Annotated in this window: 16 protein-coding genes; 2 read left to right on the top strand and 14 right to left on the bottom strand. The window is 58.0% G+C overall.

Features of this window, described 5'->3' with window-relative positions; translation table 11 throughout:
• Positions 1–106: 106 nt before the first annotated feature.
• The 10 genes from H7R58_RS05275 to hpaG form a co-directional block, all read right to left on the bottom strand.
• A complete protein-coding gene (locus H7R58_RS05275) occupies positions 107–622 on the bottom strand; it encodes a 4-hydroxyphenylacetate 3-monooxygenase reductase subunit (RefSeq protein ID WP_106928129.1) in 516 nt (171 codons plus the stop codon).
• A gap of 19 nt (positions 623–641) precedes the next feature.
• On the bottom strand, positions 642–2,204 hold the full coding sequence (gene hpaB / locus H7R58_RS05270; RefSeq protein WP_182934663.1) for a 4-hydroxyphenylacetate 3-monooxygenase, oxygenase component: 1,563 nt from the start codon (positions 2,202–2,204) through the stop codon (positions 642–644).
• A gap of 239 nt (positions 2,205–2,443) precedes the next feature.
• On the bottom strand, positions 2,444–3,334 hold the full coding sequence (gene hpaA / locus H7R58_RS05265; RefSeq protein ID WP_106928133.1) for a 4-hydroxyphenylacetate catabolism regulatory protein HpaA: 891 nt from the start codon (positions 3,332–3,334) through the stop codon (positions 2,444–2,446).
• Between the two features lie 9 nt (positions 3,335–3,343).
• Positions 3,344–4,720: a 4-hydroxyphenylacetate permease gene (gene hpaX / locus H7R58_RS05260; RefSeq protein WP_182934662.1), complete on the bottom strand. Its 1,377-nt coding sequence runs from the start codon at positions 4,718–4,720 to the stop codon at positions 3,344–3,346.
• Positions 4,721–4,831: 111 nt separating this feature from the next.
• Positions 4,832–5,623, bottom strand: coding sequence for a 4-hydroxy-2-oxoheptanedioate aldolase (gene hpaI, locus H7R58_RS05255; protein WP_182934788.1), 792 nt, complete (start codon positions 5,621–5,623; stop codon positions 4,832–4,834).
• 14 nt (positions 5,624–5,637) lie between these two features.
• Positions 5,638–6,441: a 2-oxo-hept-4-ene-1,7-dioate hydratase gene (gene hpaH, locus H7R58_RS05250; protein WP_106928137.1), complete on the bottom strand. Its 804-nt coding sequence runs from the start codon at positions 6,439–6,441 to the stop codon at positions 5,638–5,640.
• Between the two features lie 66 nt (positions 6,442–6,507).
• A complete protein-coding gene (locus tag H7R58_RS05245) occupies positions 6,508–6,888 on the bottom strand; it encodes a 5-carboxymethyl-2-hydroxymuconate Delta-isomerase (protein WP_106928139.1) in 381 nt (126 codons plus the stop codon).
• Between the two features lie 9 nt (positions 6,889–6,897).
• On the bottom strand, positions 6,898–7,749 hold the full coding sequence (gene hpaD / locus H7R58_RS05240) for a 3,4-dihydroxyphenylacetate 2,3-dioxygenase (protein WP_182934661.1): 852 nt from the start codon (positions 7,747–7,749) through the stop codon (positions 6,898–6,900).
• Position 7,750: 1 nt separating this feature from the next.
• A complete protein-coding gene (gene hpaE, locus H7R58_RS05235) occupies positions 7,751–9,217 on the bottom strand; it encodes a 5-carboxymethyl-2-hydroxymuconate semialdehyde dehydrogenase (RefSeq protein WP_182934660.1) in 1,467 nt (488 codons plus the stop codon).
• The gene (hpaG, locus tag H7R58_RS05230) at positions 9,214–10,491 is read right to left on the bottom strand and encodes a 4-hydroxyphenylacetate degradation bifunctional isomerase/decarboxylase (protein ID WP_182934659.1); all 1,278 of its coding nucleotides are present in this window, start codon (positions 10,489–10,491) and stop codon (positions 9,214–9,216) included. The genes hpaE and hpaG overlap by 4 nt, the downstream gene beginning before the upstream one ends.
• 264 nt (positions 10,492–10,755) lie before the next feature.
• On the opposite strand from hpaG, the gene hpaR reads away from it, so the two are divergent.
• Together hpaR and H7R58_RS05220 are read left to right on the top strand one after the other, a co-directional pair.
• Entirely contained in the window at positions 10,756–11,169 is a 414-nt protein-coding gene (gene hpaR / locus H7R58_RS05225; RefSeq protein ID WP_106928147.1) for a homoprotocatechuate degradation operon regulator HpaR, read from the top strand.
• Positions 11,170–11,478: 309 nt separating this feature from the next.
• Complete coding sequence (locus tag H7R58_RS05220; RefSeq protein ID WP_106928149.1) at positions 11,479–12,747, top strand: MFS transporter; 1,269 nt, start codon at positions 11,479–11,481, stop codon at positions 12,745–12,747.
• A gap of 13 nt (positions 12,748–12,760) precedes the next feature.
• Here the strand turns inward: H7R58_RS05220 and nanQ are convergent, their stop codons facing one another.
• The 4 genes from nanQ to H7R58_RS05200 are packed head-to-tail and all read right to left on the bottom strand — an operon-like array spanning position 12,761 to position 16,327.
• Positions 12,761–13,228, bottom strand: coding sequence for an N-acetylneuraminate anomerase (gene nanQ, locus H7R58_RS05215; RefSeq protein ID WP_106928151.1), 468 nt, complete (start codon positions 13,226–13,228; stop codon positions 12,761–12,763).
• Positions 13,228–14,100 carry an N-acetylmannosamine kinase gene (gene nanK, locus H7R58_RS05210; RefSeq protein WP_182934658.1) on the bottom strand — a complete coding sequence of 291 codons (873 nt, stop codon included), beginning with the start codon at positions 14,098–14,100 and terminating at the stop codon, positions 13,228–13,230. The genes nanQ and nanK overlap by 1 nt, the downstream gene beginning before the upstream one ends.
• Positions 14,097–14,786 (bottom strand): N-acetylmannosamine-6-phosphate 2-epimerase, encoded by a 690-nt coding sequence (locus H7R58_RS05205; protein ID WP_106928155.1) that lies wholly within the window; start codon positions 14,784–14,786, stop codon positions 14,097–14,099. Before H7R58_RS05205 ends, nanK begins: the two co-directional genes overlap by 4 nt.
• Before the next feature lie 50 nt (positions 14,787–14,836).
• On the bottom strand, positions 14,837–16,327 hold the full coding sequence (locus H7R58_RS05200) for an MFS transporter (RefSeq protein ID WP_182934657.1): 1,491 nt from the start codon (positions 16,325–16,327) through the stop codon (positions 14,837–14,839).
• Positions 16,328–16,549 lie beyond the last annotated feature (222 nt).

Raw genomic sequence — 16,549 nt, 5'->3', positions numbered from 1 at the left:
CGGCATACCCTATTTTTGACAATAAACAGTGTTCTCCTTCACATAATGTAAAAAAAACGGGTGGCATTATCTGCCACCCGCCGGGATATATAAGAGTCACAAATGCTTATGCCAGTGCATCCGCCTCCATCATCACCGGATGAAAACGGCGTTTGAAATAAATAAGCCCGTGCCCTTCTTCTTCGGCCAATGCAATATGTTGAATTTCCACCAGATAAACCAGATGGCTACCGATGGTCTGCACCTGGCGAATTTCTCCTTCCAGGCTCGCCAGCGCGCCCTTCAGCACCGGCTGTGCCAGCGGGCCACGCTGCCAGCCGGCCAGACCAAAGCGTTCGTCCATCGCCATGCCGGTCATACCGGCAAAATGGCGCGCCATGATCTCCTGCTCGTGATTGAGCACGTTAACGCACAGCCTGCCGTTGCCCTGAAATACCGGGTTCATGGCGCTGTTAGCATTAATGCACACCATCACCGACGGCGGCGTGTCCGTGACCGAACAGACGGCAGTGGCGGTGATACCACAGCGACCGGCCTCCCCCTCGGTAGTCACGACGTTAACGGCGGCCGACAGGCTGGCCATGGCATCGCGAAAACGCAGGCGTTGTTCATCTAATTGCATTGTGACCTCCCGCTGCGAATTACTTCAGCAGCTTATCCAGCAGATTAATATCAGCGTTATTGTGCAGGTGTGGCACGGTCCAGCCGTTCTGATCGTATTCAGACAGGCAGCGATCGACCATCGCCATCATTTTGTCCATGTTGCCGGAGGTCTGCGCCTGACGCAGACACTGCAGGCGAATCTCATCCTGGCTACCGGAGTAGTTAATTTCATACAGCTCGTGACGGCCACCGAACTCGCTGCCGATGGCGTCCCACATCAATTTGAGGATCTTGATACGTTCAACGTGATCCATACCGTTAGATCCGCGCACGTATTTCGCAAGGTACTGGTCGATCTGCGGATTATTCAGATCCCGCGCGCTCGACGGCAGATAGATCAGGCCGCTGGTGACGTTACGCTCGATGATGTTTTTGATTTTGGCATAGGCCATCGGCGCCATGACGCGGTAGGTTTGCAGCGCCGCGTGATCCGGCAGATACGCGCCGTTGACCCACGGCGTGGCTTCTGAGCACATAGAGTCACTCAGCGCCCAGAACATATTGCGCCACGCGACTACCTCGCCGAGATCCGCCTGTACGCCGCGGAATTCAGAGGTACCGGTGCACTCCAGCGATTTTTTCAGCAGGCCGGTGATAAAGTCGAGCTTCACCGCCAGACGCACGCACGCTTGCAGCGGGTACATACGGGCGAAACCGCCTTCCATCGTCCAGCGACGACAGCGATCGAAGTCACGGTAAATCAGCACGTTTTCCCACGGGATCAGCACTTTATCCATCACCAGGATCGCGTCGTTTTCATCAAAACGGCTGGAGAGCGGGTAGTCGTAAGGCGAACCGGTCGCCCCGGCAACCAGCTCGTAGGAGGCGCGCGAAATCAGCTTCACCCCTTCGGCATCCATTGGCGCCACGAACATCAGCGCAAAGTCCGGGTTTTCGCCCATCACCTGTGCGGAGCCAAAGCCAATCATGTTGTAGTGGGTCAGCGCGGAGTTGGTCGCCACCACTTTCGCGCCGCTGACGATAATCCCGGCGTCGGTCTCTTTTTCCAGCTTGATGTAAACATCTTTCACTTCGTCAGCCGGCTTATGGCGGTCGATCGGCGGGTTAACGATAGCATGGTTAAAGTACAGGCCAGTTTCCTGAATGCGGGTGTACCAGTTGCGCGCATTCTGCTCAAACTGGCCGTAAAACGCCGGGTTAGCGCCCAGCGCGCTGCCAAAGGCCGCTTTATAGTCCGGGGTGCGGCCCATCCAGCCGTAGCTCAGGCGCGACCACTCGGCAATCGCATCGCGCTGCTGGCGCAGATCGTCGGCGCTTTTTGCCACGCGGAAGAATTTATGGGTGTAACCACCGCTGCCGGTATCGGTGTTCCAGCACAGTTTGTCCTGCATTTCGGGTTTGTGCAGCGCATCGTACAGCTGGGCGACGGATGCCGCCGCATTGCGGAAAGCCGGATGCGTGGTCACGTCTTTGACACGCTCGCCGTAGATGTAGATCTCACGGCCATCCTGCAGGCTCTTCAGGTACTCTTCGCCGGTTAACGGGCGTTTGGCATCTGCACGGAAATCTTCAGGTTTCATAAGGGTACACTCCAGTCTTCGTCGGATTTGTTAAATTTATGTTTTGTTTTTGTGTGTTAATTGAAGCGTCTAAGCGAGGATCGGTGAAGAGACTTTTAGGTCAACGGCAGGTACTTTTCAGGCGGGGTTTGGTTCTGTGATCTGGGTAGGGTTTAGTGCTGTTCCCGGCGGCGCTGTAGGTAAAAACCGCACGGTCGGTCCCCTCTCCCCGATGGGGAGAGGGTTAGGGTGAGGGGCAACTACGACACCGGTACTTTCTGCGCGCGAAACGCGCTCGGCGAGCAGCCGACTAACCGATTAAAAAAGCGGGCAAAATAAGCGGGATCTTTAAACCCTAGCTGCCAGGCAATGTTATTCACCGCATTGTCGGAAAACAGCAACAGCCGTTTCGCTTCACGCAGCTGACGGTCAAAAATCAGTCGCTTTGGCGGGCGGTTAGCAAAGCGCCGGCAGATATCGGTCAACCTCGATTCGGTAATATGCAGTTCCGCCGCATAGTCCGGCACGGTCCAGTGCTGATGAAAATGGCCGTCAATCATCAAATTAAACCGCTGGAACAGCTTAAGCTCCCCGCGTATCCCACTGGCTGCATGGTCGTCGAGCGGCGCATTACGCAGCAGCAGAGTAAAAACGGCCTGCGCCAGCAGCGTCAGGGTGTGCTCTCGCCCGGGTAGCTGTGCCAGCGATTCACGCTCAATCAGCCGCCAGTAGTGTTCCAGCGCCGCCAGTTCCTCAGGCTTATCCGCCAGCGACAGGCAGATCCCCGGCAGGCCGAAAGCCTCGCGGGTTCCGGGGTAAAGCACTTCCAGCAGCGGCCAGATCAAGTTTTCATGTACCGTGAGCACGTGGCCATCCGCGTCCGATTCGGTAATAAAAGCGTGCGGCACCGATGGCGGCGTCAGCACAAACAGCGGCGCTTCAACGGAGTAGCGGTGATCGTCCAGCTGAAGCTCAATTTGCCCGGTAAGCAGAAAATGCATCTGAAAATAGCGCTCGTGGCGATGCGCCTGCATATCGCGGCCAAAAAAAGCCGCCATCCGCGCAAAAGACTGATAGTGCACATCATCCGTGCCCAGGCTTTCATCATATTCACTGCTGATATCAATGTTATAAATCAGGTTCTCGCACATTTTCAGCCCCTACGGCGTAGCGCGCGGACGTGACGATTTCATCGGAATCAGCCAGATAATCACCGCCCCCACCACCAACAGCGCGGCAACAAACCACAGGCCGCTGTTAAAGCTGCCGGTGATGTCTTTCAGCCAGCCGATCATAAACGGGCTCAACGCCGAGCCGATATTGCCGGTGGCATTGATCACCGCAATGCCAATCGCGCGGGCGCGCAGGCTGATGGATTGATCCGGCGTGGTCCAGAAGATCGCCATCGCGCTAAACGAGCCGGTCGACGCCATCACGATCCCCAGGAGCTGGATCAGGCTATGATCGGTGGCGGAGGCCAGCAGCCAGCCGGCGGCGGCGAACAGAAACGGCAGCGCGGTGTGGTGCTTGCGCTCCTGATGCTTGTCGGAATGACGGCTCCAGTAGATCATGCCGAGAATAGTACAAATTTGCGGCACCGCGGCCAGCAGGCCGATGGTGATATTGCTGCTGCCCTCGTTAAAGCTTTTCAGGATCTGCGGCGTCCAGATGCTGATCGCGCTCAGGGTATTGGTCAGGCAGAAATAAGCCAGGGTATACATCAGCACAATCGGCGTAAACACCTCGCGCCACAGGCTACGCTGCTGCATGGCATGGTGGCTAATGGCCCCCTCCGGCTGCACCAGCGTCAGATGGTCGTTATCCATCATTTGCTGGAGGCATTTTTTATCCTCGTCGGTCAGCCATTTGGCCTTCGCCGGGGAGTCGTCCAGCCAGTACCAGACCATAATGCCCAGCAGCACGGACGGGAATCCTTCCAGCAGGAACAGCCACTGCCAGCCGTGTAAATTCAGCAGGCCGTCCATCGACAGAATATAGCCGGAGACAATCGACCCCAGCGCCGTTGTCACCGGCATCGCAATCATAAACAACGCGTTGGCGCGCGCGCGGAAAAAGGCCGGGAACCAGTAGGTCAGGTAGAGCAGAATGCCCGGCAGAAATCCGGCTTCGGTAATCCCGACCAGCATACGCAGCACGTAGAGGCTTTTTGGCCCGACGGCAAACAGGGTGGCGGTCGACGCCAGTCCCCAAAGCACCATGATGGTGGCAATCCAGCGCCTGGCCCCGACAATGCTCAGCATAATGTTGCTGGGAATGCCGAAAATCACATAGGTCGCGTAAAACAGCGTGGTGGCAAGGCCGAACATGGTCGCGTTCAGGCCGAGATCCGCCCCCATCGTCAGCCCGGCAAAACCAATATTAATCCGGTCTAAAAATGAGAAAATAAACAGCACGAAAAGAAACAGCACCAGACGACGAAACAGCTTGTTGATCACCGTCTGCTGCCCCGCCGTCAGCTGCTTGTGCTGTTCGGCAGGATTATCTTGTTGCGGGATGGCAGGTGATGTATCGCTCATTATCCTTTCCTCTGATGGGAATTTGCGTAGGGTAAAGCCGGTTTTGCCCGGGGCGCTTCGCTTGCCGGGCCTACGGGTAGGCCGGATAGGCGCAGCGCCCTCCGGCAGGGGTTAATACACGCCGGACGAACCCAGCGAGGTTTTCTCCGCCCCAAAGCGCGCCGCTAGCGCCTCCGCGCCGCGCGCCAGCAGGGTCGTATCGACGCCGACGGCGACAAACAGCGCGCCCAGCTCCAGATAGCGTTTCGCCAGCGTTTCATTGGCCATCAGAATGCCCGGCGCTTTGCCCGCCGCGCGGATCTGCACAATGGCTTTCTCGATGGCTTCCTGCACTTGCGGATGCTGCGGGTTTCCGGCAAAGCCCATATCAGCGCTGAGATCCGCCGGGCCGATAAACACGCCGTCCACGCCGTCAACGTCGAGGATTTGCGCCAGATTGCTCATCGCCTCGCGGGTTTCGATTTGCACCAGCACGCACATGGCGTCATTGGCCTGCCGGAGATAGTCCGGAATACGGTTCCAACGCGACGCCCGCGCCAGCGCGCTGCCAACGCCGCGAATCCCCTGTGGCGGGTAACGCGTTGCGGCTACGGCGGCGCGCGCTTCTTCAGCGTTTTGCACCATCGGCACCAGCAGATTTTGCGTACCCACATCCAGCAGTTGTTTTATCTGCACCGCATCGTTCCACGACGGGCGCACCACCGGCTGGCTGGGATAGGGTGCAATCGCCTGCAGCTGCGTCAGCACCGTCAGCACATTGTTCGGCGCATGTTCGCCGTCAATCAGCAGCCAGTCAAAACCGGCCCCCGCCAGCAGTTCAGCGCTATAGCTGCTCGACAAACCCAGCCACAGGCCGATCTGCGGGCGGCCAGCCTTCAGCGCCTCTTTAAAACTGTTTTTCATCATCGTCTCTGTCCTTATACAAACCGGCAGGTGATCGCACCCATGTTGCCGTAGTCGACGTGGAAGGTGTCGCCCTTACGCGCCGGCACCGGGCGGGTGAACGATCCGCCCAGAATGATTTGCCCCGCTTCCAGCTGGACGTCGTACGGCGCCAGCTTATTTGCCAGCCACGCCACGCCGTTGGCCGGGTGGTTCAGTACGCCCGCCGCCACGCCGGTTTCTTCTATCACACCGTTGCGATACAGCAGCGCGGAGATCCAGCGCAGGTCCAGTTCATCTGGCTTAATCGGGCGGCCGCCGAGGATCACACCCGCGTTAGCCGCGTTATCGGAGATGGTGTCGAACACCTTACGCGGGCGCTGGGTTTCCGGATCGACGTTGTGGCAGCGCGCGTCAATCAGCTCCAGCGCCGGGATCACGTAGTCGGTGGCGTTATACACATCAAACAGCGTGCAGTTTGGTCCGCGCAGCGGTTTGGCCAGCACGAACGCCAGTTCCACTTCAATGCGCGGCACGATAAAACGGTCGGTCGGAATATCGCTGCCGTCGTGGAAGAACATGTCGTCAAGCAGCGCGCCGTAGTCCGGTTCGCTAATCTGCGAGCTGGCCTGCATCGCTTTTGAGGTCAGGCCGATTTTGTGGCCTTTTAGCGTCCTGCCTTCGGCAATCTTCATCGCGACCCATTCGCGCTGGACGGCATAGGCATCTTCAAGGGTGATGTCCGGGTAATCCAGCGAGACGGCACGGATCTGCTCACGCTGTTTTTCGGCCTGATTGAGGCGCTGGGCAATCAGGGTATGAGTGTGTTTATCGAGCATAGTGATTCCTGTGGCTGTGTTTTCTCCCTCTCCCAAAGGGGCGAGGGGACTGACCGTGCCAATGTTTTATTTAAACAACGCGTGCACGTTGTTCTGTTTGTAATTGAGCGTTGGGTGCAGTTCGTCTATCTCAAACGACAGCGCCAGATAGCGGCTGTCCATCAACGCGGCGAAGTGGGTTTTAATCAGCCCGAACAGCATCTCCCCCACTTCCTGGCGGCTCTCCAGACTGCGGCCGGCGCCGATTTTCAGCGTCATATGCACAAACGCGTAATCCTGCTTGCCGTCAGCCATCTGCCAGGTATCCAGCCACAGCGCGCGGCTGCGGATGCCGCCGAGCGGGAAAATCCCGGTCGCGGCCAGCGTCTCGTTAACCTTGCTAAACAGACCCGGTAAGTCGGCCTGTTCGCGGATGTTGTCGGTGCATTCAGCAATAAAGTGCGGCATGGTTACTCCTCAGGCTGGCAGCGGGAAGACGGCGTTGACCTGGCCGGTACCGGAACTGGCAAACAGATCGGTAATAAACTCCACCTTACCGTCATATTGATCCCAGCCCAGCATTCCCAGCAGCATCACGGTGTCGTGCATGTTGCCTTCGCCGTAGCAGTAGTCGGCATACTCCGGCAGCATGGTGCAAAACGCTTTGAAGTTGCCCTCGCGCCACAGCTTGACCACGCGCTCGTCCATCTGATGGTCGAACTCGCGGGTGTAGCTGTTCATCCCCTCTTCCGCGCGCTGGTCGTCGATAAAGCGGTGCGACAGTGAACCGCTGGCAAATACCGCCACGGTGCCTTCGTATTTGTCGATGGCCTTTAAAATGGCCTCACCCAAACGGCGGCTGTCGGCAAAATCGTGCACGGTACAAAACGCGGAGATCGACACCACCTTGAAGTGCTTGTCCGCGTTCATGTAACGCATCGGCACCAGCGTGCCGTACTCCAGCTTCAGGCTGGGAATGTTGTGCGCTTTGGCACGCACACCCAGCGCAACGGCTTCGTCGGCGATCAGGCGGCCCAGCTCAGGGTTGCCGTCATAGTCGTAGGTCATGTCACGGATAAAGTGCGGCAGCTCGTTGCTGGTATAAACACCCTTAAAATGATCCGCGCAGTTAATGTGGTAGGCACTGTTCACCAACCAATGGGTATCAAACACGATAATCGTATCGACGCCCATTTCACGACAGCGCTTGCCAATCTCTTTGTGCCCGTCAATCGCCGCCTGGCGGCAGCCAAAATTTTTCCCCGGAATTTCTGAGAGATACATAGACGGTACGTGGGTAATTTTTGCTGCTAACGCTAACTTGCCCATATCACACTCCCCATTTCGGAATCGGGTGGTCGCCCATCGAGATGCAGACGTTTTTCATCTCGGCGAACACTTCAAAGCTGTACTCACCGCCTTCACGCCCGGTGCCAGAAGCCTTCACGCCGCCGAACGGCTGGCGCAGATCGCGCACGTTCTGGGTGTTAACGAACACCATTCCCGCCTCAATGCCGCGCGCCAGACGCAGTACTTTGCTGACATCCTGGGTCCAGATATACGAGGCCAGGCCGTACTCTATGTCGTTGGCCAGACGCAGCCCTTCCGCTTCGTCTTTGAACGGCAGCAGGCAGGCTACCGGGCCGAAGATCTCTTCCTGCGCTACGCGCATGCGGTTATCGACGTCCGCCAGCACCGTTGGGCGCAGGAAGTTGCCGTGCTTAAGATGCGCAGGCAGGTCGCTCGGTTTTTCCGGGCCACCGGCCAGCAGGGTCGCGCCCTCTTCGATGCCGAGGCGGATATAGCCGGAGACTTTTTCCCAGTGTGCCTTGCTAATCAGCGCCCCGACCTGAGTATTCGGGTCGGTCGGGTCGCCGACGCGCAGACGGTTGGCGCGCTCGGCAAAGCGTTTAACGAATTCGGGGTAGATGCTCTGCTGGATAAAGATGCGTGACCCCGCGGTGCAGCGTTCGCCGTTGATCGAAAAGATAGTGAACAGCGCGGCGTCCAGCGCCCGTTCAATATCGGCATCTTCAAAAATCAGCACCGGCGATTTACCGCCCAGCTCCACCGAGTATTTCTTCAGCCCGGCATTTTTCATGATGTTGCGCCCGGTGGCGGTGCCGCCGGTAAACGACACCGCACGCACATCGTGATGGCGCACCAGCGCATCGCCTGCGGTTGCCCCGTAGCCCTGCACCACGTTCAGCACGCCCGGCGGAATACCCGCCTCCAGCGCCAGCTCGCCCAGACGGTCAGCCGTGAGCGGCGACAGCTCAGACATTTTCAGCACCGCGGTATTGCCCAGCGCCAGGCACGGTGCCACCTTCCAGGTGGCGGTCATAAACGGCACATTCCACGGCGACACCAGCGCGCACACGCCCACCGGTTGTACCAGCGTGTAGTTGAGCATCTTGTCGTCGACCGGGTAGGTTTTACCGTTCATCTGCTGGCACACTTCGGCAAAGAACTCAAAGTTGTGCGACGCGCGCGGGATCAGCACGTTTTTGGTCTGGTGAATCGGCAGACCGGTATCGGCGGTTTCCATCGCCGCAATTTCCGGTACGTTCTGGTCGATCAGATCTCCCAAGCGACGCATCAGACGCGCGCGCTCTTTCATCGGCAGGTTAGCCCATTTCGGAAACGCCTCTTTTGCTGCCGCCACCGCCTGATTGATCTCCGACTCGCCGCCGGAAGCGACCTCAGCCAGTACCTCACCGGTAGCCGGATTGGTGGTCTGGAAAGTCTCCTTGCTGGCAACATTCTTGCCGTTAATCCAATGGTTAATCTTTTTCATTTTGCAGATTCCTCGCTGACAATTCGGTTTACCAGTCGACCCACACCCTCAACTTCCACCACCACTTCGTCGCCTGGCACCACGTCGGACAGCCCTTTCGGCGTGCCGGTGGCGATCATGTCGCCCGGCTGCAGGGTCATAAATTCGCTGAGATAAGAGACCAGGAACGGCACGCTGAAGATCAGATCCGCCGTGGTGCCCTGCTGACGCAGTTCACCGTTAACGTAAGTGCGCAGCGTTAAGTTATGCGGATCAGGAATGGCCGCTTTCGGCACCACATTGGGCGAAATGGGCGTCAGACCGTCGCGGCTTTTCACCCGCAGGTTCGGGCGATAGTAGTTTTCCAGATAGTCGCGCACAGCATAGTCGTTACACACGGTGTAGCCGGCGACGTAGTCCATCGCATCGGCCTCGGCTACCTTGCGCGCCGTTTTGCCGATCACCACCACCAGCTCCGACTCGTAGTGCATATATTCCACGTTGTTCGGACGTACTGAGGTTTGGTTATCACCGGTCACGGTGTTAGGCGCTTTGATAAATACCAGCGGCTCTTCCGGCGGCTTAAAGTCCAGCTCGCTGGCGTGGTCGGCGTAGTTCAGCCCCAGCGCGAACAGCGTGCCGTGCTCGTGGGGGCGCGTTACCGGCCTGGCCACCGCATCATCAACCACCGGGTTTTCCAGCGGTGGGAAGCCCTCCGCCAGCACGCGTACGCGGTCGCCCGGACGCAGCGCCACGCGGTGGTGCGGAGTTCCCAACAGAATGGCATCGCCAGGGTTGAGCGTGGCAAATTCGCTCAGGGCGCTCAGCAGTTCGGCGGCGCTGCGCTGGAGATCGGCGGTGTACCACTGGTCGGCGTGCCGGCCGTTAATTTCGGTCACGATGGTCAGGTTATCAACGCTGTCGACATTCACCACCTCGCCCAGCGGGCAGAAGCCGTCGCGGCATTTGGCCTTAATTGCCGGGCGATAGAAGCTCTCCTCTGGCAGACTGACTTCGTTGGCCAGCGCATAACCCGCGATGAACTGCGCCGCGTCGTCAACTGACACTTTACTGGCGACTTTACCCACCACCAGCGTCACCGTCGCGCCGCTTAACACCGTCTCGCCGGCCGGAAAAGGAATCGGCTCACCGCTACAGGTGACGGTATTGTGCGGCTTAATAAACCAGACTGCCGTTTTCGGCGGTGCGTTATAGGGGGCCTGCTCAAAGGCTTCGCGCCAGGCATCCAGCTGGCTACGGTGGTTGAGCGCCACGGCGAAAACGGTACCTTTCATTTACAGCTCCTTAGCGACAGTGCTTATTTCATTAATATGTTAATGATCTGTTTTATGCCTCCTCTGTTCATTTAGCAAACACAAGTGATTTTTTTGTGATGACATTAACAATAATTTTACAAAATAAAAATATAAACCTTATATAACAGTGCATTACAAAAACACCATTGATCTAAGCGCGGCTTTCAGAGAAAATGCGCTGCTGATAAAAGCAACATTGCTTTATTGTTCATATATTAATGATGAGGTGTGCGAGGAGGCATAATGCACGATTCTTTAACCATCGCCCTGATGCAGGCGCGCGAGGTCGCAATGGGTTACTTCCGCCCGATTGTGAAGCAGCACGGCCTGACGGAGCAGCAGTGGCGAATTGTCCGCGTGCTGGTCGATAACCCCTCGATGGATTTTCACGATCTGGCCGCTGCGACCTGCATTTTACGCCCGAGCCTGACCGGTATTTTGACCCGCATGGAGCGTGATGGTCTGGTTCTGCGCTTGAAGCCGGTTAACGATCAGCGCAAGCTATACGTCTCGTTAACCAAAGAAGGGTATGCGCTGTATGAACGCGCGCAGGCAAAGGTGGAAGAGGCCTACCTGCAAATTGAGCAGACGTTTACCCCCGAGAAAATGAAACAGTTGACGGCGCTGCTGCACGATTTTATCGCGCTCGATAAATAACCTATTCTCTGCCTGTTTTTACAGCCATTCAGGCAGACATTCCCGCCTCGAGGGCGCATGTCCGTGCGCTCACCTTCATGACACTTAAGTGGTACACCATCTTAATAATTTTGAATTAGATCACAAAAAATTATGAAACATGAGTTTAGTATTCGAAAAAAATGTGACACGGATTCACTCTATTTCATAAAAGGACCGCAGTTTGCCGCCGCAGCACCACCCGGCAGCACGATTGATCTTCTCTCTGTATGACCGCCGTTGCGCCTGTTACGCAGGCCACTTCCATTCTAAGAATTAGAGGAAAGTTTTATGCGCACTACTGGTCATACGCGCTGGTTTATGGTGGCTCTTGTCACCCTTGGCACCATTTTATGCTACTTAACCCGCAACACGATTTCGGCCGCCGCGCCCACGTTGCAGGACAATCTGCACATCACCACCCAACAGTACTCATGGATTGTGGCGACCTTTTCCGCCTGCTACACCATTGCTCAACCGGTTGCTGGCTATGTCCTTGATACGCTTGGCACCAAAGTGGGCTACACCCTGTTCGGCGCGATGTGGGGTATTTTCTGCATCGGCGCGGCTTTCACCAGCAGCTGGCAGGGTCTGGCCCTGTGTCGTGGTCTGGGCGGTTTTGCCGAAAGCGCGATGATCCCCGCCGGGCTGAAATCCGTCACCGAGTGGTTTCCGGACGGCGAACGTTCCGTCGCCGTCGGCTATTTCAACGTCGGCTCCTCAATGGGGGCGATCATTGCGCCGCCGATGGTCGCATGGGCTATTTATATTCACAGCTGGCGTCTGGCCTTTATCATCGTCGGTATTGCCAGCGTGATTTGGGCGCTGGGGTGGTATCTGGTGTATAACCGCCCGGGCCAATGTAAAAGCCTGAGCAAAGAAGAGTACAACTACATCACCGCCGGTCAGCCGGAGAAAAAAACGGTAGATAAAGTGCATATCGGCCAGCTGCTACGCCAGCGCAAATTCTGGGGTATTGCGCTTCCCCGCTTTCTTGCCGAGCCGGCATGGGGGACCTTCAACGCATGGATCCCGTTGTTTATGGTGCACACCTACGGTTTTGATCTGAAGGATATCGCCATGTTCGCGTGGATCCCCATGCTGTTCGCCGACATGGGCTGCGTCATTGGTGGCTACTTACCGGGGATTTTCCAGCGCGCCTTCGGGGTCAATATTGTGGTGTCGCGTAAGCTGGTGGTGACGATGGGGGCGGCGCTGATGATTCTGCCGGGAATGGTCGGGCTGTTCAGTAGCCCGTTCGTTGCGATTGCGCTACTGTGCGTCGGCGGTTTTGCCCACCAGTCGCTTTCCGGCGCGCTGATCACCCTTTCAGCCGATCTGTTCGACGCCAACGAAGTGGCGACGGCCAACGGCTTCACCGGGATGGCCGCCTGGACCGCGAGCACGCTGTTCGCGCTGGTCGTCGGCGCGCTGGCCGATACTCTGGGCTTTAGCCCGCTGTTTGCGGTGCTGGCGGCCTTTGACGTCATTGGCGCCGTCATTCTGTGGGCGCTGCTGAAATCGCCGCAGCCGCAGCAAGAAGTAAGCCCGGCCTGCTAAGCCGGGCCCGCGGTTACGGCATCAGCAAACTTTTTTTGACCTTCACGACCGCTTTTTTCAGCTCGCGGCGGTGGTCAGTGAGTATCCCCGGCTTATGCGGCTCGCCGGGGAGAAACACGGCGAACATACCGGCACGTAACGTTACCGACTGCGGGTTATCAATGGCGTCGCACAGCTGATAATCCTCGTCCGTATGCCACACATCACATTCCCTTGCGCTGTCGGCCACGCCAAAATCAATGCGCTCCTCCCCCACCAGCAGGATTTGTATATCGATAAATTCCGCGTGCAGCTCGGCCCGTTTCTCCGCCGCTGGCTGGGTCATAAACTGCATAACGTTCATATAAATATCGTCTCCCTGCAAAGGGTAACGGCCCGGCTCACGCTGCTGTGGCTGCGCCTGTAAAGCCAGCGTCAGAGCCGTGTGTAGAGCGGAGGGTAGCCCGGCGCAATCCGGGTAACGGCTATCACCAATAATCATTATGCTTCCTCTTCTGCCAACAGCGCGGCGCCAAGCAGGCCCGCGTCATGCCGGTGATGTGCGGCCACCACGGCCGTGTGAAAGGGGGACGGTTCCTGCGCCAGAAAGCCGGTCACCAGGGATAAGTAACCCTCCGCCAGGCCGACGCTGCCACCCAGCACCACACATTGGCAGTCATAGCTGGCTTTCAGGTCAGCAATCAGACGGGCCAGGGTTCGTGCCGAGCCCGTAATCAGGCGTGTTGCCTGCGGGTGCCCGCTCAGATGCTGCGCATAAATCGCCCGCGCATCCAGGCCAAGCAGGTCATCCTCGGCCTGAGCGGCAATGCCACGACCGGAAGCTATCGCCTCAACGCAACCGCGTCGGCCACAACCACACAGCGGCCCGTGCGGGTCCGCCAGCGTATGCCCAATATGCCCGGCGAGCCCCTGATGGCCGGTTATCAGCTTACCGTTGCCGATAATGCCGCCGCCGACGCCGGTTGACACCGTGATAAACGCCATATCGCGAACGGTAACCGGCAGCGCGCGATACTCGGCCCACGCCGCCGCCTGCGCATCGTTCACCGCCAGACACGGTAGCCCGGTTAGCGCGGTGAGGGTATCCACCAGCGGAAACTGCGCCAGCCCCCCCAGATTATCCGGGTTAAGCGCCGTTAACAGTCCGCTGCGAATAATGCCCGTAGAAGCCACCGCCACGCGCTGCGCACGACCGATAAGCGGCATAATCAGCGCATGCAGCGCCTCGCGCAGCGCGGTAGGCGTCTGGCTAGCGGGCGTCGGCAGTTCTCGGCGTGCAAGCACCTGCCGTTGAGCATTAATCAGCCCTGCAGCAAGTTTGGTGCCGCCGATATCAATCGCCAGCGTCGTCATACGCGCTCTCCGGTTATCGCCTCGCGATACCACTGGCAGATATGCTCAAGGCGGGTAATGGCCGACCCTACGGTGACAGCCCAGGCACCGTGCTGCATCGCCTGAGCGGCCTGCGCTGGCGAGTTGTATCGCCCTTCGGCTATCACCCGGAAGCCTTTGTGGCTCAGTGCCGCCACCAGCGCCAGATCCGGCGCCTGCGGCACCTCGTCGGTGGTATAGCCCGATAGCGTCGTTCCCAGAATATCCGCGCCCAGTTCATGGCAGGCCGCGGCGTCCTGGATCGACGAACAGTCCGCCATGGCCAGACGCTGATGGTGATGAATGCGGGCAATCAGCTCCGCTACCGCCACCGGGCGCGGGCGCTCGGTGCCGTCGAAAGCGATAATGTCGGCACCGGCCTGCGCTAGCGCATCGACATCCTCAAGGTAGGGCGTGATACGCACCGCGGAATCGGCAAGATCGCGCTTGATAATGCCAATAATGGGGACGTCGATGAGCGGCCGCGTGGCCTGTAGGTTATTGATCCCTTCAATGCGCACCGCCACGGCTCCCGCCTGCACCGCCGCCAGCGCCATGGCGGCAACGATTTCCGGTTTATCTAACGGGCTACCGGGCACCGGCTGGCAGGAGACGATCAGTCCACCGTGCTGTTGAATGTTTGCATCCAGATTTTCTAACAACGACATAAGTACATCCTTAACTTCATTGTGCGCCCGGCGCGTCCGGGCGCCTTTAATTAATGCTTACCGCACGCCGGAACCGATTTCTCTGCATGCCGCGTCAACGCGCCGCTGAACGGCTTGCCGTCGATAGCATCATGGGTGCGCAGCGCTTCCGGACGGATCCAGCGCTGTACGCGGGAGGGCATATCCAGGCCGATGAGCAGAATCACGACAAACGTCAGGCCGAAGGAGAGCGAACCCAGCGCACTGCCCAGGCTCAGATGCTGCGCAACCAGTGCACCGATGACCGGTGCCGCCGCGCCGCCCAGCGCCCCCACGTTGTAGGTAAAGCCCAGACCTGCCGCTCGCTGGTCTGTATCGAAATACCCGCCGATAAGCTTCGGCAGAATCCCGGCAATCCCCTGCCCCAGCATCTGCTGGAAGAACAGCAGGATCCCCAGCCCCCAGATGCTGGAGCCGCCGATGGCAAATACGGGAATAATCAGTAACTGAGACGCCAGCAGGCTGCACACATAGGCTTTACGTGTCCCCAGCCAGTCGCCGAGGAAACCGCCGACGATGCAGCCCACCGCCGCGCCGAAGCCGCTGAAGAACAGCACCTGCGCAACGGTCGCCGGGTTGTAGCCAAGTTCGCTTTTCAGATAGGTTGGCAGCAGCGCCTGAATAGGCCACGAATAGAGGAAGGCGAACAGCACGACCACCATCAGCATGACGCCCGTTGGCCAACGCTTGCCGCTGCTTTGCACCATAAAGCTGATAAAGATCGCCGCACACAGCAGCGCCAGCAGCAGGATAATGGCCGGGTTATGCAGGTTTCCGGCAAAGCAGAACCACAGCGCCGCAGCGGCCAGGCAGGTCATCAGCACATTCAGCGCCCGCAGCCTGCCGCGATACAGAATATCGACCATGGTACGCACCGGAGTCTTATTGGCCTTGCGCTCTTTCCAGTCCTGCGTTTCAGGAATATTTTTACGCAACCACAGGGCGAAAATGATGGGCAGAATGCCGATGAAAAACAGCGCACGCCAGCCCCACACGGGGACAATCAGGCTGTAGACCTGCGCGGCGACAACCGCCCCTACTGAGAAGCCGGAGATCAGGAAACCGCTGGCCTTATTGCGCAGCTGTTTTGGCCAGCTTTCAATCACGTAGGTCGCACTGGAGCCGTACTCGCCCGCCATCCCCATGCCGATCACCATACGGGCGATAAACATGGAGGTGTAGCCCGGCGCCAACCCGCAGGCCAGCGTCCCCACCGAGAAGAGAATGATGCTGGTCACCATCGCCAGGCGTCGGCCATAGCGATCGCCCATCGCCCCTAACAGCAGGCCGCCGAACCAGCGAGAAATAAACGCGGCGGAAATAATACTCGCCGCCTGGACGGTAGTGAGCTGAAACTCACTTTGAACCTCGGTTAACACCAGGGCAATTAAGACAAAGTCAAAACCATCAAGCAAATAGCCAAGCCATGCGGCTGAAAAAGCCCGCCACTGGGATTTATTAAGGTGTTTGTACCATGGAATGGCCTTTGTAATTCCACTCATGTTGCTCTCCTGTGATGAGCAAATTCCACTACCTATGTGCCTAAGGAGAGGGCGTCTCGCCCCCAGATGAAGTAAAACTCCATTTAATTTATTTATAAGAAGCAAAGCACCACAAGAAGCCTGCATGAAATCTGTGAACAACGTCATAGAGGTAAGCGTCAGGAAGTTTAAAAAAGGGATCTGAGTCACAGCATTAGCCCACACGGCCAGCCGCACGCGCAA

The sequence above is a fragment of the Klebsiella sp. WP4-W18-ESBL-05 genome, from assembly GCF_014169075.1.
Taxonomy (GTDB): domain Bacteria; phylum Pseudomonadota; class Gammaproteobacteria; order Enterobacterales; family Enterobacteriaceae; genus Kluyvera; species Kluyvera ascorbata_B.
This window is presented reverse-complemented; position numbering and strand designations above follow the sequence as displayed.